Here is a 21,312-nt window from a genome sequence, read left to right on the forward strand (position 1 = left end):
GAAATAGGGGGCGCCCGGCCCATCCTCCCATCCCTGGATCATCGGATCAGAGGAAAATGCGCGCCTTTAATCCTTTGAGCACGGGTTGTTAACGAAGCGGTAACCATACCGGGCATCAATGGTCTGGTAAGGAATCGCGAGAGCCCGTGACTGACACAAGCCCTCCCCGCAGACCCGTTCAGCTTCGTGGCCGTGCCTTCAAGTCCTTGGTGCTGGCTCCGGAAACTCCGCTTCCGGATTGGTTCGCCGATCTGGACGAGGCGCTGAAACGCTCGCCGACGCTGTTCGACGGGCGCGCCCTGATCCTCGACGTGGCGGCTCTGGAGCCCGCCGCGTCGGACCTCGACACCCTGCTGGCCGAACTCGGCAGCCGGCAGATCCGCATCCTCGGCATCGAGGGAACGCAGGTCTCCCTCCTCGGACCGGGGCGCCCGCCGCTGCTGGTCCAGGGGCGGCCCCTGAGCTCGATCGAGGTTCCGGTTCAGGCCGAGCCGGAGGTGCCCGAGGCACCCCCGGAGCCGGCCACGACCTCCCTCACCATCGAGGGCTCGGTCCGGTCCGGGCAATCCATCGTCCACCCCACCGGCGACGTCACCGTGATGGGGTCGGTCTCTTCCGGCGCGGAGATCCTCGCCGGCGGCTCCATCCATGTCTACGGCGCGCTGCGCGGCCGGGCCATCGCCGGTGCCGCCCGCAACCCCCGCGCCCGCATCTGCTGCCGCAAGTTCGAGCCCGAGCTTCTCGGCATCGACCGCCTCGTCCGCACGGCCGAGGAGATGGGCAACCACCTGCGCGGCAAGCCCGTGCAAATCTGGCTCGATGGCGGCGCCATCAAATTCGCATCCTTGGATTGAGGGAGACAGCTCATATGGCCAAAGTTCTGGTCGTGACATCAGGCAAGGGCGGCGTCGGCAAGACGACGACGACGGCGGCCCTCGGCGCGGCGCTCGCGCAGGCCGGCAAGAGCGTGGCGGTGGTCGATTTCGACGTCGGCCTGCGCAACCTCGATCTCGTGATGGGCGCCGAGCGCCGGGTCGTCTACGACCTCATCAACGTGGTCAACGGCGACGCCAAGCTCAACCAGGCGCTCATCCGCGACAAGCGGCTGGAGAAGCTTCACCTCCTCCCCGCCTCGCAGACCCGCGACAAGGATGCGCTCACCGACGAGGGCGTCGCCCGCGTCATGGACGAGCTGCGCGAAAAGTTCGACTGGGTGATCTGCGACTCCCCGGCCGGCATCGAGCGCGGCGCCACGCTGGCCATGCGCCACGCCGACGTCGCCGTGGTGGTGACCAACCCCGAGGTCTCCTCGGTGCGCGATTCCGACCGGATCATCGGCCTGCTCGACTCCAAGACCCTCAAGGCCGAGCGCGGCGAGACCATGGAGAAGCATCTGATCCTCACCCGCTACGACCCTGCCCGGGCCGATCGCGGCGACATGCTCAAGATCGAGGACGTGCTCGAGATCCTCTCGATCCCGCTGCTGGCCATCATCCCGGAGAGCATGGAAGTGCTGCGCGCCTCCAATGTCGGCTGCCCGGTGACCCTGAACAACCCGCTCTGCGCCCCGGCCCGCGCCTACACCGACGCCGTGCGCCGCCTCAACGGCGATGCGGTCCCGATGTCGGTCCCCACCGACAAGAAGTCCTTCCTCGACAAACTCTTCACCCGGAGGGCAGCATGAGCCTCCTCAACATGTTCAACCGGCGCGGCTCGGCGCCGGTCGCCCGCGACCGCCTGCAACTCATCCTCGCCCATGAACGGGCGGGGGTCGGCGGCTCCGATCTCGTGATGGTGCTGCGCGAGGAAATCCTCGCGGTCATCGCCAAGCACGTCGAGGTCAACAGCGACAAGGTCCAGATCCGCCTCGACCGCGGCCAGGACATGTCGACCCTCGACATCGACATCGAGCTGCCGCTCACGGCCGTCGCCAAGGCCGGTCCCGCAAAGGTCAAGGCGGCGAAACTCGCCGCCGCATGACCCTCTACGCAAGCATCCCGGCCGGCACAGCCGTCAGGCCCCGATGAACAACCCGGCGAGCGTCGCGCTCGTCAGGTTGGACAGGGTGCCGGCCAGGATCGCGCGCAGGCCGAAGCGGGCGATTTCCGCTCTGCGCTCCGGCGCGAGGCTGGCCAGGCTCGCGAGCTGGATCGCCACCGAGGTCAGGTTGGCGAAGCCGCACAGCGCGAAGCACAGGATCGCGGCCGTGCGCGGATCGAGGGTGCCGCCCTTGAGCACCGGCGAGAGCTGCGCGTAGGCCAGGAACTCGTTGAAGGCGATCTTCTGACCCAGCGCCCCGCCGACGAGGCCGGCTTGATCCCACGGCACGCCCATCAACCAGGCCAGCGGCGCGAACACCGCGCCGAGAAGGCCCTCGAGGCTCAAGGCGGGATAGCCGAGCAGGCCCCCCGTCCAGCCCATGAAGCCGTTCAGCAGGGCGATCAGCCCCGTGAACGCGATCAGCATCGCCCCCACCGAGACCGCCACGGCCAGCCCCTTCTGGGTGCCGTCGGCCGCCGCCTCGATCACGTTGACCGCCCGCGTCTCGCCGAAGGTCACCCGCGTGGTCGTCACCCGCGTGGGCTCCGTCGTCGGAACCAGGATCTTGGCGTAGAGCAGGCCCCCCGGGATCGCCATGACGCTCGCCGCCAGCAGATAGTCCATCGGAACGCCGAGGGCCGCGTAGCCGGCCAGGATCGTGCCCGCCGTGGAGGCGGCCCCGCTCGACATCACGGCGAACAGCTCGGCCGAGGTCAGCGCCATCAGGAACGGCCGCAGCGCGATGGCGATCTCGCTCTGGCCGATGGCGATGGTGATCACCGCCGAGAAGGTCTCGATCGGCGAGGTTCCGATCAGCCGCCGCAGCACGGCGCCGATCCCGCGCGCGGCCGCCTGCATCACCCCGAAATGATAGAGCACCGCGATCAGCGCCGAGACGTAGAGGATCTGCGGCAGGATGCGCAGGGCGAGGATGAAGCCGCTGCCACCGAACAGCTCGAACATCCGCGGTTCGACGAGGCCGCCGAACAGGAAGGCGGTGCCCCGGTCGCCGTAATTCAGAACGGTCTGGACGAAGCCCGCCGCCGCCGCGAGGCCGGCCCGGCCGGCCGGCACGAACAGCACCAGCGCGCCGAGCGCCACCTGCAGCGCCAGGGCCGACAGCACCACCCGGGGCGAGATCGCCCGGCGGTTGGTGGAGAACAGCACCGCGACGGCGAGCAGCAGAGCCAGGCTCGCGCCCGCGTGAAAAAGCTTCTCGACCATGCCGCCCCGCTGTTTTGACGGCGCAGAGCAAGCCCGATGCCGCGGCGTTTGTCGCGGGCGAAGTCGGGGCATCCACCGAGAGCTGATCGCGGGGCGATCGGATGCCGTCGCCCCTTCGTCTCTGGACGCAGAGCGTGTTGCGCTCGTCCTCGTGGAGCGAGGCTCGCAGTCCGGTCCCGGCGATGGATTCCGCTGCGGAAAATAACGGTGGTCGTCGTTCAATCCGGACGAGGCCGCGCACGCTTCTTCGGCTTGGCCTTTTCGAGGCGCTCGATAACTGCCTTTGTCGATGCCGACGCCAGCAACGTTTGCCAGTCGTCGGGAGGGTTGCCTTTGGCGAGCATTCCCTTGAACACAAGATACGCGTCGGTCTTCGAGCCGTAGGTCCGCAACGTGTTCTCATCGTTCACCCAGGCATAAATGACGACCTTTGCCTTGCTGTCATAACGGAAGAACAGGCGGAATCGGCCGTTGCCGAACTTGGCCCGAAACCAATGCTTTCGGGACCGCCCGAGTGTGTCGCCCTGGCGATATTCCTGCCGTGTCGGATCGGACGGAATCGTCTCGAAGATCAATTTGGCGATCATGGCGAGGAGCTTCGCCTGCGCCGTGGCCTGATAGCCTTTCGGATCGGCCGCCTTGGCTGCTTCGACAGCCGCCGTCGCCCTCTCGAGCTGATCGAGGAACAGTGGATGGGCGAAGATCGTCCAGCCATCGGTCATCAGGGCTCAGAGCGTCACGGCTCCGTCGATATCTTCATTGAGATCGACGTTCATCCCGTCCGTGAGCGCCGTCATGCGTTCCGCGAGGCCAGCGGGGAAAGCCGCGATGTTCGCCGGGTTGCGGACCATGTCCTGCGCGAGGAACGCCAGGAATCCCTCGATCACCGGGTCCGTCTCCTCCTCCGCCTTGAGCAGGCTCACGCGACCGAACTCGTCGACGACGTAGGCGATCTCACCGCCATAGCTCACGCCAAGTGCCCGACGCACGGCCTTGGGTACCGTCGTCTGACCCTTCGTGGTGATCTTGCTCCGCTCGCGAACCAGGATCGCCATCATAGCCTCCACCGTTTGTAAGGAAAATTCCTTACTTCGCGGATGGGTAACTGGCAAGAGGCGAAGTTCGCTGACGGTTCAGGATCGCGCTTTGCGATCGGGCGCCGAGCGTCCAGATTCGCTCGTGAGGCGTGACGGTGTCCGATGATCCTGGACCATCGGCGGGGGGTGGAACGCCCCAGATCTCAAGGCATCCCTGAAGAACGGGTTGTCATGACAGTGTCGCCCGCGCCTGCGATCCAGCCGCGACCGGCGGCGGTTTGCCGGCAACGGGGCTGCCCGCGATGCCGCGCCTTCTCACCGACGTCACCGACCTGCCGTGCCTGCTCTTCGCCATGGTGTTCGACGCCGAGGGCTGCGGGCGGCTTCTGGAGACCGGCGGCGGCCTGCCCGAGCCCGTCGCCGACGGCTTCCTCTGGCTGCATCTCGACCTTGTCGATGCGCGCCTCGACGAGCTGATCGCCGCCGGGCGCTTCGGGCCTCCGGCGCTCGCCGCTGCCACCTTCGCCCGCGACGGTCACCAGCGCGTGGTCATCGAAGGCAGCGATCTCGGCCTCGTGATCGCGGACCGGGAGCGCGAATTCGGCGGCCGCACCGCGGACGAGCCGGCCGGGCGTCTGCATTGCGTCCTGGGCGAACGCCTGCTGGTCAGCGGGCGCCGGCATGCCACCGCCGCCGCCGAGGCCGCCCGCGATGCGGTGCTGGCCGGGCGCTGCGTTCCGGCTCCGGCGGGGCTGCTGGAGCTGTTCGTCACCAGCGTCGCCGCCGCCCTCGATGCCTGCGCCCGGCGCTTCTCCGACGACCTCGATGCCATCGAGGACCGGATGCTCGACGAGGACCAGCCCGACGACCCGAAACCGCTGGCGCCGATCCGCCGGCAGGCCGTGCGCCAGCATCGCCAGCTCGCGGGCCTCAGCGCGGTGTTCCACCGCCTCGAATCCGAGACCGAGGAGGCCGACGACGCCCTGCCGGTGGCGGTGGTGAGCATGGCCGCCCGCGTGGTCCAGCGGCTCGATTCGCTCCACCGCGACATGCTGGTCCTGTCCGAACGCAGCCGCCTGCTGCAGGACGAGATCGCCGGCCGCACGGCCGCCGAGACCAACCGCCAGCTCTTCACCCTGTCGATCCTCACCGCCTTGTTCCTGCCGCCGACCCTGGTGACGGGCGTGTTCGGCATGAACACCAAGGGGCTGTTCCTCGGCGATTTCGAGAACGGCTCGCTCGTCGCCCTGGTCCTCTGCGGCCTCGCGGCGCTGGCCGTCTACGGCATGATCCGCCGCCTCGGGCTCGTCAAACGGCGTGCCGGATCGTAAGCCGGCTTTCTGTCGCACGGCCCGGAGCCTGAAAACACCGCCGCCGCCGCAGGATCGTCATCGAAGCGTCACGTCCCGTCGCGAACGGTGCGCCAACAGCCTTCTGGAGCCTTTCCCCGCATGGACTTCTTTCGCCGCTTCACCGTCCTGATGTGCGCGCCGAACTTCGATCCGGACGACCTCGAGGGTGTGCGCGTCCAGCAGATCATCGGTTCGGTCGAAAAGCTCGGCTTCGAGGTGGTACGGGCGCGCCGCGTCGAGGACGCGGCCATCGCGGTCCAGACCGATTCGGCCATCGGCTGCATGGTGGTGGATTGGGGCAAGCGCGGCCTCGACGGCAAGGCGGCCGCCCTCATCAACCTCATGCGCAAGCGCGGGCTGGAAATGCCCATCGTGATCATGGTCCGCCGCAAGCGCCTGGAGGACATTCCGGTCGAGGTGCTGGACTTCATCGACGGCTACATCTTCCTCGCCGAGGAAACCCCGGACTACATCGCCCGCGGCCTGGTGAGCCGGGTCAAGCAATATGCCGAGACCCTGAAGACGCCGTTCTTCGGCGCGCTGGTCGACTACGCCGAGCAGGGCAACCAGCTCTGGACCTGCCCCGGCCACAACGGCGGCATCTTCTACAACCGCTCGCCGATCGGGCGCATCTTCGTCGAGCATCTCGGCGAGGCGGTGTTTCGCGACGACCTCGACAACTCGGTGCTCGATCTCGGCGACCTCCTCGTCCACGAGGGGCCGGCCCTGAAGGCGCAGAAGGAGGCGGCCGTCATCTTCGGGGCCGAGAAGACCTACTTCGTCCTCAACGGCACCTCGGCCTCCAACAAGATCGTGCTCTCGGCCCTGGTGGCGGAGGGCGACCTCGTGCTGTTCGACCGCAACAACCACAAGGCCGCGCATCACGGCGCCCTGTTCCTCGGCGGCGCGATCCCGGTCTTCCTGGAGACCGACCGCAACGCCTACGGGCTGATCGGCCCGATGTACCACGAAGCCCTTGACGAGACGCGCATCCGCGAAAAGATCCGCGACAACCCGCTGATCACCGACCCGGAGGCCTGGCGACGCGAGCGGCCGTTCCGCGTGGCCGTGGTCGAGCAATGCACCTACGACGGCACGATCTACAACGCGCAGATGATCCTCGATAAGATCGGGCATCTCTGCGACTACATCCTCTTCGACGAGGCCTGGGCGGGCTTCATGAAGTTCCACCCGCTCTTCGCCGGACGCTTCGCCATGGGCCTGAAGGGCCTCGACGAGACCTCGCCCGGCATCATCGCCACCCAGTCGACCCACAAGCAGCTGGCGAGCTTCTCCCAGGCCTCGCAGATCCACACCAAGGACAGCCACATCCGCGGCCAGACCCGGCGGATCGAACACCGGCGCTTCAACGAGACCTTCCTGGTCCACGCCTCGACCTCGCCGTTCTATCCCCTGTTCGCCTCCCTCGATGTCGGCGCGCAGATGATGAAGGGCCGCTCCGGCGTCGTCCTGTGGGACGATACCATCCGGCTCGGCATCGAGTGGCGCAAGAAGGTGCGCGCTATCCGCCGCGAGTTCGAGGAGAAGGAGGGCGATCCGCTCAAGCGCTGGTTCTTCGACCCCTTCGTGCCGGACACGGTCAAGGGACCGGACGGCCGGGTGCCGTGGGAAAGCCTCTCGACGGACGAGCTCGCCAGCAACGTGAAATATTGGGAGCTGACGCCGGGCGCCGACTGGCACGGCTTCACCCACGTGGCGCCCGACTACGCCATGACCGACCCCAACAAGCTCACCGTGCTGACGCCGGGCTTCAACCGGCACACCGGGGAATATGCCGAGCATGGGGTTCCGGCGCCGATCGTTGCCCAGTACCTGCGGGAAAACCGCATCGTGCCGGAAAAGAACGACCTCAACTCGCTGCTCTTCCTGCTGACGCCGGGCGTCGAATCCTCCAAGGCCGGCACGCTGATCTCGGGGCTGGTCGCCTTCAAGCGCCTGCACGACGACAACGTGCCCCTCGAGGAGGCGATGCCCGAGTTCGTGCGGCGGCGGCCCAACCGCTACAAGGGCGTGCGCCTGCGCGACCTCTGCGCCGACTTCCACGCCTTCCACCGCGAGCACGGCACCAGCACGCTCCAGCGCAAGCAGTTCGAGCCGGGCCACCTGCCCGAGATGGTGATGACGCCGAAGGAGGCGGTCCAGCAGCTCACCCGCAACAACGTCGATTACGTTCCGATCGCGGAGGCGGAGGGTCGTGTGGCGACGACCTTGCTTCTGGTCTACCCGCCGGGCATCGGCACGGTGCTGCCGGGCGAGCGATTGGACGAGCGGGCCAAACCCATGCTGGACTACTTCAAGATGTTCGAGCGCTCCGCGAACCTGTTCCCGGGCTTCGAGGCCGAGATCCAGGGCGTGTTCCGCGACGTCGATCCGGATGGGACGATCCGGTTCCACACCTACGTCATGCGAGAGCCCCGCGTCATGCGCGAGAGCCGCTGATGGCGGGCGCGGCCGAGAGTGATCCCGACCTCGTCATCCGGCCCTCGTCGGATGCCGACGTGCCCGACATGGTGGACATCTACGCCCATCACATCCGGCGCGGCGTCGGCGATGTCGGGGATTTCGAGGCGGACCCGCTCCACCCGGACGACCTGAAGAAGCGCCGGAAGGCCATGCGCAAGAAGCGCCTGCCGCACCTCGTGGCCGACCGCGACGGGATCGTGGCCGGCTACGCCTACGCGGTTCCGTTCCGCAAGCGCCCGGCCTACCGCTACACCCTGAAGCACTCGATCTATGTCCACCACGAGCACCTGAACGCCGGGATCGGCCGGCGCCTGCTGCCGGCGCTGATCGAGGCCTGCGCGGCGGGTGGATACCGCCAGATGATCGGCTACATCGACGCGCAGAACGAGGCGTCCCTGCGCCTCCACGAGGCCTGCGGCTTCGTCCGCGTCGGGCTGCTGCCGGCGGTGGGCTACAAGTACGGGCGCTGGAGCGACAGCGTCATGGTCCAGTGCGCGCTCGGCACGGGGTCTTCCGACCAGCCCGGCACCTGGACGCGCCCGGTGGAAGCCGTCGTCGCCGAGCACGACTGGATCGGCAAGTAGGGGGCGGATGCGGACGCGCCGAGGCGCGTCGCAGGTTCGCCGCCCCGGCCTATTGCTGCGTCCGGTTGATCAGCGCCTGAAGCGCCCGGGCGACCGCCTCGCTGACGTTCTTGCGGTACTTGCGGTGGACGAGCTGACCGTTGTGATAGATGTCGTGCTCGACATAGAGCTTCTCGCCGTCCCAGCGGACGATGTTGTCGGTCTCGGTGGTCTCCTCGACGCCGAGATCCTCGCGAAAGGTAACGCCCCCGGCTTGCGCAAACATGGCTCGTCCCTGGTGATCGAAGCGGCTTTCCGGCTTCCTGGGCTGGCATTGTAGGCAGGCGCCGCGCGGTGCGCTACCCGAAACGGGTTTCAGCGCACCGTGACCTGATCCTTGATCCGCTCGTACACCGCGCGGCTGAGGACGCGCTTCGACAGCAACTCGCCGACGGAGGCATAGGGGCGCTTCTGCGCGATCGCGCGTCCGATCATGCCGCCGCCCCTGAGGGCGTTCAGCTCCGAGACGCTGCCCGTATTGAGGTCGATCACCGCCACGCCGCGCGGTCCCGCCGTTTCGGCGGCGTTGTCGATGGCCTGCTCGCCGGTGATCGGCGACGCCGGGCGGGCAGCGTCCCCGTTGCTGCGGCCGGGCGAGGGTGAGGCGGGCGGCGAGGAAGGCGGAAAGGCAGGCATCCGCGCGTCGGCGGTTGGAGTGGGAGCCGGGGCGGCCATCGGCGCCGTGGTCGGGGCTGGTGGTGATGGCGCGGCGGGCAAGGGCGATGCCTGCGGCGCGGGGGCCGGCACGACAGGGCTTACCGGCCGCGTCACCGCCGGCGGGACCACCGCCTGGGTTCCGGCCTTCCCGACGGAGGGCGGAGGAGTCACGGTCCGCGTCTCGGCCGAAGACTCGGTCGCTGTTTCGGTCGCGCCGTCCCCATGCGGCCGGAGAAACTGGATGATCCCGGCAAGGACAGCCGCCACCACGATCAGGATGCCGACCCGCAGGATCGCTGAACCGCTGAGCATCGTGGGCGGCCTCGCCTTGGTGAACATTCGGTGACGACTACCATAGGGCGCAAAGCCACGTCTCGCCGTCGAACCCTCTGTCCTCAAGAGCTTAGGGCCTCCGGCTGCGACACGGACGCGGCCTGGACGCGACGCGAACGGGATCGACGGGGGCACTGGTCCCGGTCATGGTCCCGCTCGATGCTCGAACGTCTTGCCCTTCCCTCCGCGTGGACCGCGCGCCTCGGCGCCCTGCGCCACGTGCCGGCCCTGTTCCGCCTGGTCTACGCCGCCAGTCCCCGCCTGCTCATGGCGAGCCTCGGCCTTCGCCTCGCGCGGGCGAGCCTGCCCGTCGCCATGCTCTACCTTGCCAAGCTCATCCTCGACGCGATCGTGGCCGAGCATGCCCGGCCCCACCCGGGCGGCCTCGGCCCGGAAGCCTGGCTGGCCGATCCGGCCCTCCGGCACCTCGCCCTTCTGGTAGCGGCGGAGTTCGGGCTCGCCATCCTGGCCGACCTCCTGGGGCGGGCCAGCACCCTCGTCGACGGGCTGGTGGCCGACCTCTACGGCAATGCCGCGACCCTGAAGCTGATGCGCCACGCCGCCGATCTCGACCTCGAGCAGTTCGAGGACAGCACGCAGCAGGACCAGCTGGAGCGGGCGCGCCGTCAGGTCACGGGCCGCTCGAACCTTCTGTTCCAGCTCTTCGGCCAGGGCCAGGATCTCATCACCCTGGTGGCCTTCGCCCTCGGCCTCGTGGCCTTCGCGCCCTGGCTGATCCTGCTGCTCGTGGTTGCCCTGGTGCCGGCCTTCCTCAACGAGACCTACTTCAACCGCGAGGGCTACCGCCTGGCCTGGACGCGCACGCCGGAGCGGCGCGAGATCGACTACCTGCGCTTCCTCGGGGCCAGCGTCGAATCCGCCAAGGAGGTGAAGCTGTTCGGCCTGAACGGCTACATCGCCGAGCGCTACCGGGGACTCGCCACCAAGCTCGTGGCCGACAACCGCGCCCTGGCCCTGCGCCGGGCCGGCTGGGGCGGGGCCTTCGCCGCCCTGGGGACGCTGGCCTACTATCTCGCCTACGCCACCATCGTCTGGCGCACGGCGGCGGGACAGTTCTCGATCGGCGATCTCGCCTTCCTGGCCGGCTCGTTTCAGCGCCTGCGCAGCCTGATCGAGGGCCTGCTGCTGGGCTTCTCGCAGATCGCCGCGCAGGCGCAGTACCTCGACGACCTGTTCTCGTTCTTCGGGGTGGTGCCGGCGATCCGCTCGCCCGCGATCCCCGCGCCCCTGCCGCGCCCGATCCGGAGCGGGATCGTCTTCGAGGCGGTCGGCTTCCGCTATCCCGGCACCGAAACCTGGGCGGTGCGCAACCTGAGCTTCCATCTCGCGGCCGGCGAGGTGCTGGCCCTGGTGGGCGAGAACGGCGCCGGCAAGACCACCATCGTGAAGCTGCTCACCCGGCTCTACGACCCGACGGAAGGCCGCGTGCTCCTCGACGGCCTGCCCCTCTCCGCCTACGATCTCGACGACCTGCGCAGCCGGATCGGGGTCATCTTCCAGGACTTCGTGCGCTTCAGCTTCACCGCCCGCGAGAACGTCGCGGTGGGCCGCATCGATGCGCGCGATGATGACGAGCGGGTCACCCGGGCCGCCGGCCGCAGCCTGGCCGACGGGGTCATCGGGCGGCTGCCGCTCCAGTACGACCAGCCCCTGGGCAAGCGCTTCGCCGAGGGCGTCGACCTCTCGGGAGGCGAGTGGCAGAAGATCGCCATCGCCCGCGCCTACATGCGTGAGGCCGAGATCCTGATCCTCGACGAGCCCACGGCCGCCCTCGATGCCAGGGCCGAGTTCGAGGTGTTCCAGCGCTTTCGCGAACTGAGCCACGGGCGCACGGCGGTGCTGATCTCGCACCGCTTCTCCACCGTCCGCATGGCCGACCGCATCCTCGTCCTCAATGGCGGAACGGTCATCGAATCGGGAAGCCACGCCGAGCTACAGGCCCTCGGCGGCCGCTATGCCGAATTGTTCGAGCTCCAGGCGGCCGGCTACCGCTGAAGCGATGTGACCGGCGTGCGGACATTCGGCCACCCGCCCGCCGGCCGCGGGGGCGAACGGGTGGGCAAACTCTGAACGCCTGGGACCGTCTGCCGCCGGCCCCGTGCAGACGGTCGGACGGTCTGCTTTCAGACTTGATGAAACGGCGCCGTATGACCGAACGAGGGGAAAAATCCGGCGCCATTGAGGGTAATAAGGTTCGCGGTGAAGGGCTGGAGTCCCCAAGGCACTCCTCCCGCACCTTCGGTGCGGGGTCGGAACGTCAGATGTCGCTCACGCGCCGCCGAGGCTCGCCAGATAGGCCGGTGCGAGGGAGAGGCCGAGGGGTTGCGGGGCGCGGGGCGGCGGGCTGCGCACGCATTCGCTGAAATATGCGATCGTGTCGAAGATCGCGGCTTCGGTGAAGGGCTTCGGGATGGCGCCGGCCGCACCCTCGAAATGATCCGGGATGTGCTGGGCGTTGGCCGTGACGAAGATCAGGACCATCGCGTCTTCGCTGCGCAGGGCCCGGACGATGTCGATGCCGGACGAACCGCCCCGCAACTGGAGATCGACGAAGACGAGGTCCGGCCGCGTCTCCCGGGCGACCCGGATCGCCTCGTCGGAGGTCGCGGCGGTGCCGACCACGATGTGGCCGGCATCTTCCACGAGAAACTCCAGCTGCATCAGGATGAGCGCTTCGTCTTCCGCGATCAGGACCCGCAGGGGCTCGCTCACGTGCTGTCCTTTGCGCCCGGCGTTTCGCGGGGCAGGCGGATCTCGATCAGGGTCCCGGGATGGCCCGGCTGCCAGGTCAGGCTGGCATTCAACTGGCGCGCCAGGCTCTCCACCAGGCGCTTCCCGAAGGAGCGCGCCCCCACGACGTCCGGGGGCATGCCGATGCCGTCATCGACGATCCGGATGCCGAAGAAGCGACCGTCGGGATGGACTCGGATCGAGAGGCGACCCGGCCGGTCGCCCGGGAAGGCATGCTTGAGCGCATTGGTGATGAGTTCGTTCATCATCAGGGCGACGGGCGGCGCCTTCTCGACCGGAACCTCCACGGGCTCCAGGTCCAGGTGCAGGGTGATGCCGGCATGGCCCGAGCCGCGCACGAGGTCCGTGGCGAGTTCCCGGGTGAATTCCGCGACGTCGAAGCGCTCCACGTCGCGCGACTGGTACAGGCGCTTGTGCACCGTGCCCAACGCCTCGACGCGCGTGAGCATCGACTTCATCGCGTCGCGGGCCGTCGGATCGGTGATACTGCGGGTCTGCATGGTGAGGAGTGAGGCCACCATCTGCAGGTTGTTCTTCACCCGGTGGTCGACCTCGTGGACCAGCATGGTCTTGGCCGCCAGGGCATCGGACAGTTCCCGCGTCCGCCGCGCGACCTCGCGCTCGAAATGCTCCTTCTCGTTCTGCGTCCGCATCTGCGCGTCTACCCGGTCGGTGACGTCGAGCTGCGAGGCGAAGAAGAAATGCAGGTCCCCGCCTTCGGTGATCACCGGGCTCATGTACAGCGCGTTCCAGAACGGGCTGCCGTCCTTGCGGTAGTTCAGGATGTCGATGGCGATGTCGCGCCGGGCATCGACCGCGGCCCGGATCTGCCCGATGGCGTTCGGGTCGGTGTCCTGTCCCTGCAGGAAACGGCAGTTCTGCCCCATGATCTCGGAGCGCTCATAGCCCGAGAGACGCAGGAAGGCGTCGTTGACGAAGACGATCGGGTTGTCGTCGAGGCGCGGGTTGGTGACGATCATCGCCATACGGGTGGCACGGATCGCGGCGGCGAAGGGATCGCCCTTGCCGCCCTCGACCCTGAGGTCGCTCGTGAGGTGCCACGCGTCGTCTCGTTCCATCGTCTCTCGCCTCGTCCTCGTCCCGCTGACCCGTGGGGCCTTCCCGCCCGCGCCGACCTCGTCACGACCGTCGACGGCATGCGGGCGACACGGCTGACCCGCGCGGGGCGATCAGTCGGCGTGGGCAGGCTTCACGATGGTAATAGGGACGTCGGATCACCACGGCGGCGGACAACCGCTGCCGTACGGTGCTCCAACGGCTTCGCCCCTTGGAAGTTCATTTGACATCCCCGCGCGCCGGGATCGCGGTTTTCCGCACGCGCGCGTGGCGAATGTCGGCGGACGCGCTCGGATTGCTGCGCGAATGCCACACCCCGCATCTGTCGCGAGGCTTGGCCGCAAGACGACAACTGCCAAGCTGCTTTTCCCGTGCTAGGATTACCCCGGGGTTGGGCCTCCGGAATTCTGGCAGTGGACATCTCGAACATGCGTCGTCTCCGATGGGCTCGGGCGGGCTTTGCCCTGCTCCTGGCCGGACAGCTCGCAGCCTGTGGCTCCACGCCGCGCATTCCCTATACGGCCGATGAGGCCGCCGCCGCCGTGCTGCCGGGGCTCGATCCGAATGTCCGCGCCTACGCGGATGCCTCGGAAAAGACCTTCACCGAGATGTCGGCGCGGCCCGAGAACAGCCGGGTTCCGTTCGCGTACCTGGCGCTCTCGGGCGGCGGCGGCGACGGGGCCTACGGGGCCGGCCTGCTGAACGGCTGGACCGAATCCGGCAAGCGTCCCGAGTTCTCCCTGGTCTCCGGCGTCTCCACGGGCGCGCTGATCGCGCCCTTCGCGTTCGTCGGGCCGGAATACGACGCCATTCTGAAGGACATCTACACCAGCGGCATCGCCTCGACCCTGGTGCAGTCGCCGAGCTTCGCCAACGTGCTGTTCGGCTCCGGCCTGTTCGGGGACGGGCGCCTGCGCGACCTCGTGCGCCGCTACGTCACGCCGGACCTGCTCACGGCCATCGCCGCGCAGCACGCCAAGGGCCGGCGCCTCCTCGTGGTGACGACGAATCTCGACGCCCAGCGCGCCGTGATCTGGAACATGGGCGCCATCGCGGCCAGCGGCGGACCGGCCGCCCTCGACCTGTTCACGGACGTGCTCACCGCCTCGGCCAGCATCCCGGCGGTGTTCCCACCCCAGCTCATCGACGTCCAGGCGGCGCAGCGCACCTTCCAGGAGATGCATGTCGACGGCTCGGTGGTGACGCCGGTGTTCACCCTGCCGCAATCGTTCCTGCTGCGCGATGCCCGCTTCAAGGCGGGCGCCAAGTCGGACATCTACGTCATCATCAACGGGCGCCTGGAGCCGGAATTCGATCTCGCTCAGAACAACACGCTCTCCATCGTCGAGCGTTCGTTCACCACCGCCAGCCGCGCCCGCAGCCGCGCCACCCTGGCCTCGACCTACGCCTTCACCCGCGGCAACGGCATCGGCTTCAACCTCGCCTATATCGATGAATCGGCGCCCAACACCTCGACGGCGCGCGGCTTCGACACCGGCTACATGCGCAGCCTGTACGAGACCGGGTACCAGACCGGCCGCACCGGGACCTTCTGGCGCAAGACCGTGCCGGTCGCGCCCCTGGTGAAGGCGTCGGTGGTCGCGGCCCAGTAATGCGCGTCGCACGAGGGGGTCGGATGCGTGCCGCCCCCCTCGCGCTCCATGGTGCGCTGCGATAGAGCGAAGGCATCGCGTCAGGGTTCATTCGGTGCCCGCGCCCCCGGCGAGCCCCCCCCGCAATGATCCAGATCGAAGACCTCACCTTCAGCGCCTGGGGCCGACGCTTCTTCGACCGTGCCAGCGTGGCGGTGCCGCCCGGCTCGAAGGTCGGGCTCGTCGGTCGCAACGGCGTCGGCAAATCGACCCTGTTCAAGATCATCCTGGGCGAGCTGCAGCCCGACGGCGGCGCCATCCTGCTGCCGAAGACCGCCCGCGTCGCCTCCGTCGACCAGGAACACCCCGCGACCCCGGTCAGTCTGATCGACACGATCCTGGCGGCCGACGTGGAGCGCGATGCGCTGAACACCGAACTCGAGACCGCCGAGCCGGAACGCCTGGGCGAGATCTATGCCCGCCTCATCGAGATCGATGCCGACCGGGCCCCGGCCCGGGCCGGCGAGATCCTGGCCGGCCTCGGCTTCTCGGTGGAGGACCTGACCCGTCCGATGGCGGAGTTCTCCGGCGGCTGGCGCATGCGCGTGGCCCTCGCTGCGGCGCTGTTCGCCGAGCCGGACATGCTGCTCCTCGACGAACCGACCAACTACCTCGATCTCGAGGGCGCCCTCTGGCTGGAAGCCCGGCTCAAGCGCTATCCGCACTCGGCCCTGATCATCAGCCACGACCGCGAGCTGCTCAACAATTCGGTCGATGCGATCCTGCACGTGGCCGGAGGCAAGCTCGAACTCTACACCGGCGGCTACGACGATTTCGAGAAGCGCCGGGCCGAGAAGGCCCGTCTCCAGGCCTCGACCAAGCAGAAGCAGGAAGCCGAGCGCGCCCATCTGCAGAGCTTCATCGACCGCTTCAAGGCCAAGGCCTCGAAGGCCGCGCAGGCGCAGTCCCGCGTCAAGCGCCTCGCCAAGCTGGAGCCGATCGCCACCACCATCGAGGAGCACGTGGCGCCGTTCCACCTGCCTTCGCCGAAGCGCCCCCTGGCGCCGCCGCTGATGCACCTGACCGACGCCACCATCGGGTATGGCGACGATGCGCCGGTCCTGCGCGACCTCAACCTGACCCTCGACGTCGACGACCGCATCGGGCTGCTCGGGGTCAACGGCGCCGGCAAGTCGACCTTCGCCAAGATGGCGGCGGGCGCGCTCCAGGTGCGGGACGGGCGGATGGTGCGGGAAGGGCGGGTGCAGGTCGGCTGGTTCCACCAGCACCGGATCGAGGCCCTCGACCCGAAGGACACCCCGCTCGCCATCATCCGGCGCGAGCGTCCCGACGACAGCGAATCGGGGAGGCGCGCCAAGCTCGCGAGCTTCGGGCTCGGGTTCGACAAGCAGGAGACGACAGTGGACGCGCTCTCGGGAGGAGAGCGGGCGCGCCTGCTCCTCAACCTCGTGGCCATGCAGGCGCCGCACCTGCTCATTCTGGACGAGCCGACCAACCACCTCGATATCGACAGCCGGAGGGCGCTCCTCGACGCGCTGAACGATTACGGCGGGGCGGTCATCCTCATCACCCACGATCGCTCGCTGATGGAGCTGGTGGCGGATCGCCTGTGGCTGGCGGCCGACAACACGGTCAAGCCGTTTGCCGGGGACATGGACGATTACGCGAAATTCGTGCTCGACCGGACCCGTGCCGGTCAGCGCGCGCCCGGGCAGGGCCGCGAAAAGTCGGGTCGCGACAAGAAGTCCAAGCGCCGGGCGGCCTGAGCCGCCCGGCTTGCAGGCTTCACTTCCGGAGGATCTTGGTCACGAGGCGGCCGAGGGGTGTGCCGGAATCGTAGTTGCGGTCGTCGCGGACCACGGGACGGTCCTCGTTGCCGAGGAGCTTGGTGACGATGCGTCCGATCAGGCTCATGGTGTGACCCTCTTGCGATGTGGGGCGCCGGGCAGGAACGGCGCAGCTTGACCATCAACACGCAGGGGCCGGCGGACGTTCCCTCCGGGCCGCCAGCCCGTATCCGGCCTGTCATACAACCGTGATCTAAGCCCCTCGGTTTCCACGGCAGGGTCTGGGGTCGGGCATGGACAGCGCGCAGCGGGCAGCGGAGGTCGAGGCGATCCGCCGCGAGGTGGCGGACGATTTCGACGAGGAACTCGAACTCGAGATGGAGGACGAGCGCCTGGAGCGACTGGCCGACGAACTCGGGCAGCCAGCCCGTCCGCCCGGCCTCGACCGCAAGGTCTACTTCCGCGAGCTGTTCCGGCTGCAGCACGAGCTGGTGCGGCTGCAGGACTGGGTCCAGGCCCACAAGCTGCGCGTCGTCGTGATCTTCGAGGGCCGCGATTCCGCCGGCAAGGGCGGCGTCATCAAGCGCATCACCCAGCGGTTGAACCCGCGCGTCTGCCGGGTCGCGGCGCTGCCCGCCCCGAGCGAGCGCGAGCGCACGCAATGGTACTTCCAGCGCTACGTCTCGCACCTGCCGGCCGCCGGCGAGATCGTGCTGTTCGACCGCTCCTGGTACAACCGCGCCGGCGTCGAGCGCGTGATGGGCTTCTGCTCCCCCGACGAGGTGGAGGAGTTCTTCCGCTCGGTGCCCGAATTCGAGCGCATGCTGACCCGCTCGGGGATCGTGGTGCTGAAATACTGGTTCTCGATCACCGACGAGGAGCAGGAATTCCGCTTCAACATGCGCATCCACGATCCGCTGAAGCAGTGGAAGCTGTCCCCAATGGACGTGCAGTCCCGCCGCCGGTGGGAGGATTACACCAAGGCCAAGGAGGACATGCTGGCCCGGACCCACATCCCGGAAGCGCCGTGGTGGGTGGTCGAGGCCGTCGACAAGAAGCGCGCCCGTCTCAACTGCATCAGCCACCTCCTGGCGCAGATTCCCTACGGCGACGTCGAGCATCCGCCCGTGCACCTGCCGGATCGCGAGCGCCACGAGGACTACATCCGCCACCCGGTTCCGGCCGCGATGTTCGTGCCGCCCGTGTTCTGAGGACGCTGATTCGAAGCCGGCCGCTTGCACGGACCGAGTGCTCCGGGCGAGAGGGTGTGGGACGCTTCCACGCCTCTCGCCCGCCAGTCCTCCGTCCAGCCCCCGTCCAGGTATCCGGCATGACCAGCACCGACGAACTCCTCTTCACGGCCGAGGGCGGCATCGCCCGCCTGACGCTGAACCGGCCGCAGGCGCGCAATGCCCTCACCTTCGGCATGTACCAGGGGCTGATCGATCACTGCGCCCGGATCGAGGCCGATACCGGCATCAAGGCGCTGATCATCACGGGCGCGGGGGCCAAGGCCTTCGCGGCGGGCACCGACATCGCCCAGTTCCGGAGCTTCGAGACCGCCCAGGACGCGATCGACTACGAGCGCTTCATGGACCGGGTGATGGGCGCGCTGGAGCGGCTGGCGGTGCCGACCATCGCGGCGATCGCCGGCGCCTGCACCGGCGGCGGCGCAGCCATCGCCGCCGCCTGCGACCTGCGCATCGCCACCCGCGACGCCAAGCTCGGCTTTCCCATCGCCCGCACCCTCGGCAATTGCCTCTCGCTCGGCAACCTGCGCCGGCTCTCGGCCCTGATCGGCCCGGCCCGGGTCAAGGACATGATCTTCACCGCCCGCCTCGTCGGCGCCGAGGAGGCGCTGGCCATCGGGCTCGTCGGTGAAGTGGTGGCCGATGCCGACGCGCTGGCGGCGCGGTCCACGGACCTCGCGACCCTGATGGCCGGCCACGCGCCGCTCACCCTGCGGGCGACCAAGGAGGGCCTGCGGCGCCTCCAGGGCGAGGATGCGACGGGGGCCGAGCGTCCCGGCGACGACCTCATCCGCCTCTGCTACACCAGCGCCGATTTTCGCGAGGGCATGGAGGCCTTCCTGGCCAAGCGGCCGCCGAACTGGACCGGCCGGTAGGAACGGCGATCGCAGCCGATCCGCGCCCGTGCCCAACGGACCGTTCAGATGTCTCGCCCCAGATCGACCCCGGGAGGATCGGAAGGCTTGCCTGGCTGCGGTCGACCAAATCGCGACAGGCAATCACGTCTCAACAGGCGACCATCGATGGCCGCAAGGCCGCAGCCGATGAGGGCCATGCCGAGGTAGTGCCGGAGATCCAGGCGCTCGCCCAGCACCAGGGTGCCGAGCAGGATGGCCGAGACCGGAATCAGGAACGTGACGAGCAGCAGGTTCGTCGCTCCCGCCGTCGCCAGGATGCGGAAATAGAGCACGTAGGCCAGGGCGGTGGACAGGGTGGCGATGCCCAGCACGGCCCCCCAGACCGGCAGACCCGGCATCGCCAGCGTCCACGGCCGATCCACCACGAGGGCGATGGGGAGCATCAGGAGCGTCGATGCCGTGACCTGCCCTGCCGCCGTTGCGACCGGCGGGACGCCCATCCGCTTGAAGCGGCGCCCGAAGACGCCCGCCACCGCGTAGGAGAGGGCTGCGGCCAGAACCGCGATCTGCGCCAGGACGTTCGTCCCGAGAGCGGTCAGCAGGGCAGGCCCGATCATGACGGCAACCCCGCCCAGGCCGACGAGAACGCCCGCGAGCCGGTTGCCCGTCATCCGTTCGTCCGAGGTCGACAGGTGGGCCACCGCAACGGCGAAGAGCGGCGTCGTCGCATTCAGGATGGCGGCAAGCCCGGAGGCGATGTGTGTCTGTCCCCAGACGATCAGGCAGAACGGCAGGACGTTGTTCAAGAGCCCCATGCCGGCGAACGCTGTCCAGACCGCGCGCGTGCGGGGCAGGCGCGATCCCGTGAGCGGCAGGGCGAGGTTGAGGACGAGGGCCGCCACGCCGACCCGAAGGACGACGAGGGTGAAGGGCGGCAGCGCCTGGAGCGCGATACCGGTGAAGAAGAACGATCCCCCCCAGAGCACCGACAGGGCGAGCAGCATCGCCCACTCGGGCGCGGACAGGGTGTGAGGGACGGAGCGGGGCACGGCGGAGGTCCTTCCGACTTGATCCTGCTCCCGCCTACGACGCGCCGCGCCGGCACGCCTCCCGTTCCTTGCTCCGCAATCCAGAAGAGGCGCGCGTGCGATCGATGCCCGTTATCCGTGTGGAACAGGCCCGAACGGCCCGCCCCGCTGCGCCGCGGCTATTCCAGGCCCGCCACCTTGATCGCGTCGCCCTCGAGCCGGACCTGGGCCGGCAGGCCGCGCTGGACCGGGCCGAGATCATCGGCCGTGCGATACAGGCCGTCGATGGCGATGAGTTCCGGTTCGAACTTGCGGCAGGTGATGCGGGCGTCCGGGTTGCCCGCCGCCCCGGCGATCGCCCGACCGCGCAGGGCGCCGTAGACGTGGAGCGAGCCGCCGGCGATCACCTCGGCGCCCGAGGCCACCGAGCCCATCACGGTGATGTCGCCCTCCAGGTGCAGGATGGTCTGGCCGGAGCGCACCGGGGCATCGAGGATGAGCGAGCGGAACGGCGCCGGCGCCGACGGCATCACCGGCGCGTCCGCCTCGGCGTCCGGCGTCGCCTCCGGGGTGGGAACCGCGTCGACCGGACGCCCCCCGGCCGGGGGCGGCGGCAGGCCGGCGCCGAGCTGGCCCGGATCGGCTCCCTCGATGCCCATCACGGCGACGTCGCGGGCGGCGAGATCGGCCACCAGGGCGACGAGGGTTTCCCGTTCGAGCCCGAGTCCGGCCACGTCGAGGATGACCGGGCGCCCGACGAAGAAGGCGGGCGAGCGCCGGGCCAGCGCGTCGAGTTCGGCAAGCCACTCGGAGACGGGCAGCACCGGGGCGAGCACCAGGGCCATGAAGGAACGGCCGCGAAAGCGGATCGGGGGACGTGTTGAGCTTGCGGTCACGATCGGGTGTCTTGTTCTCGGGCGGTGTTCGCGGAAAGCGGGCGCTGATCGCCACCTTATCCTAACCCGCGTTCCGGGGGCACAGGGCGCGACCTGCGGTCCGTCAACACGATTTCCGACGCCGTTCCATCCCGGGCCTTTGAGGATGTCGCGCCTCTTGCAGCGTTTGAATGTCGAATTGGAATGATTCCATAACATAGCGTTTGCAGGCTCAAGACGAGGATCGCTATAGCGGAGCAAATCCTCGCGACATCCGGGGGTCGGCCGGCAGGTTTGGCACGG

21 protein-coding genes are annotated in these 21,312 nt (G+C 68.7%); 11 read left to right on the forward strand and 10 right to left on the reverse strand.

What is annotated here, in order from left to right; genetic code table 11:
* Positions 1-146 precede the first annotated feature (146 nt).
* From minC (J7U37_RS17680) to minE, 3 genes are read left to right on the forward strand one after another with little or no spacing between them, the layout of a single operon-like run.
* Positions 147-854, forward strand: a complete 708-nt coding sequence (gene minC, locus J7U37_RS17680) for a septum site-determining protein MinC (RefSeq protein WP_056483589.1) — start codon at positions 147-149, stop codon at positions 852-854.
* Positions 855-868: 14 nt separating this feature from the next.
* Positions 869-1,684, forward strand: a complete 816-nt coding sequence (minD, locus tag J7U37_RS17685) for a septum site-determining protein MinD (protein ID WP_056178720.1) — start codon at positions 869-871, stop codon at positions 1,682-1,684.
* A complete protein-coding gene (minE, locus tag J7U37_RS17690) occupies positions 1,681-1,980 on the forward strand; it encodes a cell division topological specificity factor MinE (protein WP_056212040.1) in 300 nt (99 codons plus the stop codon). The genes minD and minE overlap by 4 nt, the downstream gene beginning before the upstream one ends.
* Positions 1,981-2,013: 33 nt before the next feature.
* Here minE and J7U37_RS17695 read toward each other — a convergent pair whose 3' ends face one another.
* From J7U37_RS17695 to J7U37_RS17705, 3 genes are all read right to left on the reverse strand, one after another.
* Positions 2,014-3,264: a nucleoside transporter C-terminal domain-containing protein gene (locus J7U37_RS17695; protein WP_056178726.1), complete on the reverse strand. Its 1,251-nt coding sequence runs from the start codon at positions 3,262-3,264 to the stop codon at positions 2,014-2,016.
* 218 nt (positions 3,265-3,482) lie between these two features.
* Complete coding sequence (locus J7U37_RS17700; protein WP_247636538.1) at positions 3,483-3,986, reverse strand: type II toxin-antitoxin system YhaV family toxin; 504 nt, start codon at positions 3,984-3,986, stop codon at positions 3,483-3,485.
* A gap of 6 nt (positions 3,987-3,992) precedes the next feature.
* Positions 3,993-4,319, reverse strand: coding sequence for a type II toxin-antitoxin system PrlF family antitoxin (locus tag J7U37_RS17705; RefSeq protein WP_056179931.1), 327 nt, complete (start codon positions 4,317-4,319; stop codon positions 3,993-3,995).
* 284 nt (positions 4,320-4,603) lie between these two features.
* Here J7U37_RS17705 and J7U37_RS17710 point away from each other — a divergent pair, with 284 nt between their 5' ends.
* The 3 genes from J7U37_RS17710 (at position 4,604) to J7U37_RS17720 (ending at position 8,721) form a co-directional block, all read left to right on the forward strand.
* On the forward strand, positions 4,604-5,632 hold the full coding sequence (locus tag J7U37_RS17710; protein WP_056178731.1) for a CorA family divalent cation transporter: 1,029 nt from the start codon (positions 4,604-4,606) through the stop codon (positions 5,630-5,632).
* A 120-nt stretch (positions 5,633-5,752) separates the two neighbouring features.
* Positions 5,753-8,113 carry an Orn/Lys/Arg decarboxylase N-terminal domain-containing protein gene (locus J7U37_RS17715; protein ID WP_056178734.1) on the forward strand — a complete coding sequence of 787 codons (2,361 nt, stop codon included), beginning with the start codon at positions 5,753-5,755 and terminating at the stop codon, positions 8,111-8,113.
* Complete coding sequence (locus tag J7U37_RS17720) at positions 8,113-8,721, forward strand: GNAT family N-acetyltransferase (protein WP_056483602.1); 609 nt, start codon at positions 8,113-8,115, stop codon at positions 8,719-8,721. The genes J7U37_RS17715 and J7U37_RS17720 overlap by 1 nt, the downstream gene beginning before the upstream one ends.
* 49 nt (positions 8,722-8,770) lie before the next feature.
* On the opposite strand, the gene J7U37_RS17725 is transcribed toward J7U37_RS17720, so the two are convergent.
* Positions 8,771-8,986 (reverse strand): hypothetical protein, encoded by a 216-nt coding sequence (locus tag J7U37_RS17725; RefSeq protein ID WP_056178740.1) that lies wholly within the window; start codon positions 8,984-8,986, stop codon positions 8,771-8,773.
* An 89-nt stretch (positions 8,987-9,075) separates the two neighbouring features.
* Positions 9,076-9,729, reverse strand: a complete 654-nt coding sequence (locus tag J7U37_RS17730) for a helix-hairpin-helix domain-containing protein (RefSeq protein WP_247636539.1) — start codon at positions 9,727-9,729, stop codon at positions 9,076-9,078.
* A 180-nt stretch (positions 9,730-9,909) separates the two neighbouring features.
* Here J7U37_RS17730 and J7U37_RS17735 point away from each other — a divergent pair, with 180 nt between their 5' ends.
* Entirely contained in the window at positions 9,910-11,766 is a 1,857-nt protein-coding gene (locus tag J7U37_RS17735) for an ABC transporter ATP-binding protein (RefSeq protein WP_247636540.1), read from the forward strand.
* Between the two features lie 273 nt (positions 11,767-12,039).
* Here J7U37_RS17735 and J7U37_RS17740 read toward each other — a convergent pair whose 3' ends face one another.
* Both J7U37_RS17740 and J7U37_RS17745 read right to left on the reverse strand, forming a co-directional pair.
* The gene (locus tag J7U37_RS17740; RefSeq protein WP_056178747.1) at positions 12,040-12,483 is read right to left on the reverse strand and encodes a response regulator; all 444 of its coding nucleotides are present in this window, start codon (positions 12,481-12,483) and stop codon (positions 12,040-12,042) included.
* Entirely contained in the window at positions 12,480-13,601 is a 1,122-nt protein-coding gene (locus tag J7U37_RS17745) for a histidine kinase dimerization/phosphoacceptor domain -containing protein (RefSeq protein ID WP_056178750.1), read from the reverse strand. The genes J7U37_RS17740 and J7U37_RS17745 overlap by 4 nt, the downstream gene beginning before the upstream one ends.
* A gap of 426 nt (positions 13,602-14,027) precedes the next feature.
* On the opposite strand from J7U37_RS17745, the gene J7U37_RS17750 reads away from it, so the two are divergent.
* Together J7U37_RS17750 and J7U37_RS17755 are read left to right on the forward strand one after the other, a co-directional pair.
* The gene (locus J7U37_RS17750) at positions 14,028-15,212 is read left to right on the forward strand and encodes a patatin-like phospholipase family protein (RefSeq protein ID WP_056179936.1); all 1,185 of its coding nucleotides are present in this window, start codon (positions 14,028-14,030) and stop codon (positions 15,210-15,212) included.
* A gap of 125 nt (positions 15,213-15,337) precedes the next feature.
* Entirely contained in the window at positions 15,338-16,978 is a 1,641-nt protein-coding gene (locus J7U37_RS17755; protein ID WP_247636541.1) for an ABC-F family ATP-binding cassette domain-containing protein, read from the forward strand.
* A gap of 19 nt (positions 16,979-16,997) precedes the next feature.
* Here J7U37_RS17755 and J7U37_RS17760 read toward each other — a convergent pair whose 3' ends face one another.
* On the reverse strand, positions 16,998-17,126 hold the full coding sequence (locus tag J7U37_RS17760) for a hypothetical protein (protein WP_055945825.1): 129 nt from the start codon (positions 17,124-17,126) through the stop codon (positions 16,998-17,000).
* A gap of 166 nt (positions 17,127-17,292) precedes the next feature.
* On the opposite strand from J7U37_RS17760, the gene ppk2 reads away from it, so the two are divergent.
* Positions 17,293-18,210 (forward strand): polyphosphate kinase 2, encoded by a 918-nt coding sequence (ppk2, locus tag J7U37_RS17765; protein WP_056178756.1) that lies wholly within the window; start codon positions 17,293-17,295, stop codon positions 18,208-18,210.
* Between the two features lie 119 nt (positions 18,211-18,329).
* A complete protein-coding gene (locus tag J7U37_RS17770) occupies positions 18,330-19,124 on the forward strand; it encodes an enoyl-CoA hydratase (RefSeq protein WP_056483614.1) in 795 nt (264 codons plus the stop codon).
* Positions 19,125-19,168: 44 nt separating this feature from the next.
* Here J7U37_RS17770 and J7U37_RS17775 read toward each other — a convergent pair whose 3' ends face one another.
* Together J7U37_RS17775 and minC (J7U37_RS17780) are read right to left on the reverse strand one after the other, a co-directional pair.
* The gene (locus J7U37_RS17775) at positions 19,169-20,155 is read right to left on the reverse strand and encodes a DMT family transporter (RefSeq protein ID WP_247636542.1); all 987 of its coding nucleotides are present in this window, start codon (positions 20,153-20,155) and stop codon (positions 19,169-19,171) included.
* 158 nt (positions 20,156-20,313) lie between these two features.
* On the reverse strand, positions 20,314-20,979 hold the full coding sequence (gene minC / locus J7U37_RS17780; protein ID WP_056178765.1) for a septum site-determining protein MinC: 666 nt from the start codon (positions 20,977-20,979) through the stop codon (positions 20,314-20,316).
* Between the last annotated feature and the right edge of the window lie 333 nt (positions 20,980-21,312).

Origin of the sequence: Methylobacterium sp. 37f, assembly GCF_023093475.1 — a bacterium.
Lineage (GTDB): Bacteria > Pseudomonadota > Alphaproteobacteria > Rhizobiales > Beijerinckiaceae > Methylobacterium.

Coding starts and splice junctions, on each gene's coding strand:
- minD (WP_056178720.1), top strand. CDS start 869: ATGGCCAAAGTTCTGGTCGTGACATCAGGCAAGGGCGGCGTCGGCAAG.
- minE (WP_056212040.1), top strand. CDS start 1,681: ATGAGCCTCCTCAACATGTTCAACCGGCGCGGCTCGGCGCCGGTCGCC.
- J7U37_RS17695 (WP_056178726.1), bottom strand. CDS start 3,264: ATGGTCGAGAAGCTTTTTCACGCGGGCGCGAGCCTGGCTCTGCTGCTC.
- J7U37_RS17700 (WP_247636538.1), bottom strand. CDS start 3,986: ATGACCGATGGCTGGACGATCTTCGCCCATCCACTGTTCCTCGATCAG.
- J7U37_RS17705 (WP_056179931.1), bottom strand. CDS start 4,319: ATGGCGATCCTGGTTCGCGAGCGGAGCAAGATCACCACGAAGGGTCAG.
- J7U37_RS17710 (WP_056178731.1), top strand. CDS start 4,604: ATGCCGCGCCTTCTCACCGACGTCACCGACCTGCCGTGCCTGCTCTTC.
- J7U37_RS17715 (WP_056178734.1), top strand. CDS start 5,753: ATGGACTTCTTTCGCCGCTTCACCGTCCTGATGTGCGCGCCGAACTTC.
- J7U37_RS17720 (WP_056483602.1), top strand. CDS start 8,113: ATGGCGGGCGCGGCCGAGAGTGATCCCGACCTCGTCATCCGGCCCTCG.
- J7U37_RS17725 (WP_056178740.1), bottom strand. CDS start 8,986: ATGTTTGCGCAAGCCGGGGGCGTTACCTTTCGCGAGGATCTCGGCGTC.
- J7U37_RS17730 (WP_247636539.1), bottom strand. CDS start 9,729: ATGCTCAGCGGTTCAGCGATCCTGCGGGTCGGCATCCTGATCGTGGTG.
- J7U37_RS17735 (WP_247636540.1), top strand. CDS start 9,910: ATGCTCGAACGTCTTGCCCTTCCCTCCGCGTGGACCGCGCGCCTCGGC.
- J7U37_RS17745 (WP_056178750.1), bottom strand. CDS start 13,601: ATGGAACGAGACGACGCGTGGCACCTCACGAGCGACCTCAGGGTCGAG.
- J7U37_RS17750 (WP_056179936.1), top strand. CDS start 14,028: ATGCGTCGTCTCCGATGGGCTCGGGCGGGCTTTGCCCTGCTCCTGGCC.
- J7U37_RS17755 (WP_247636541.1), top strand. CDS start 15,338: ATGATCCAGATCGAAGACCTCACCTTCAGCGCCTGGGGCCGACGCTTC.
- J7U37_RS17760 (WP_055945825.1), bottom strand. CDS start 17,126: ATGAGCCTGATCGGACGCATCGTCACCAAGCTCCTCGGCAACGAGGAC.
- ppk2 (WP_056178756.1), top strand. CDS start 17,293: ATGGACAGCGCGCAGCGGGCAGCGGAGGTCGAGGCGATCCGCCGCGAG.
- J7U37_RS17770 (WP_056483614.1), top strand. CDS start 18,330: ATGACCAGCACCGACGAACTCCTCTTCACGGCCGAGGGCGGCATCGCC.
- minC (WP_056178765.1), bottom strand. CDS start 20,979: ATGGCCCTGGTGCTCGCCCCGGTGCTGCCCGTCTCCGAGTGGCTTGCC.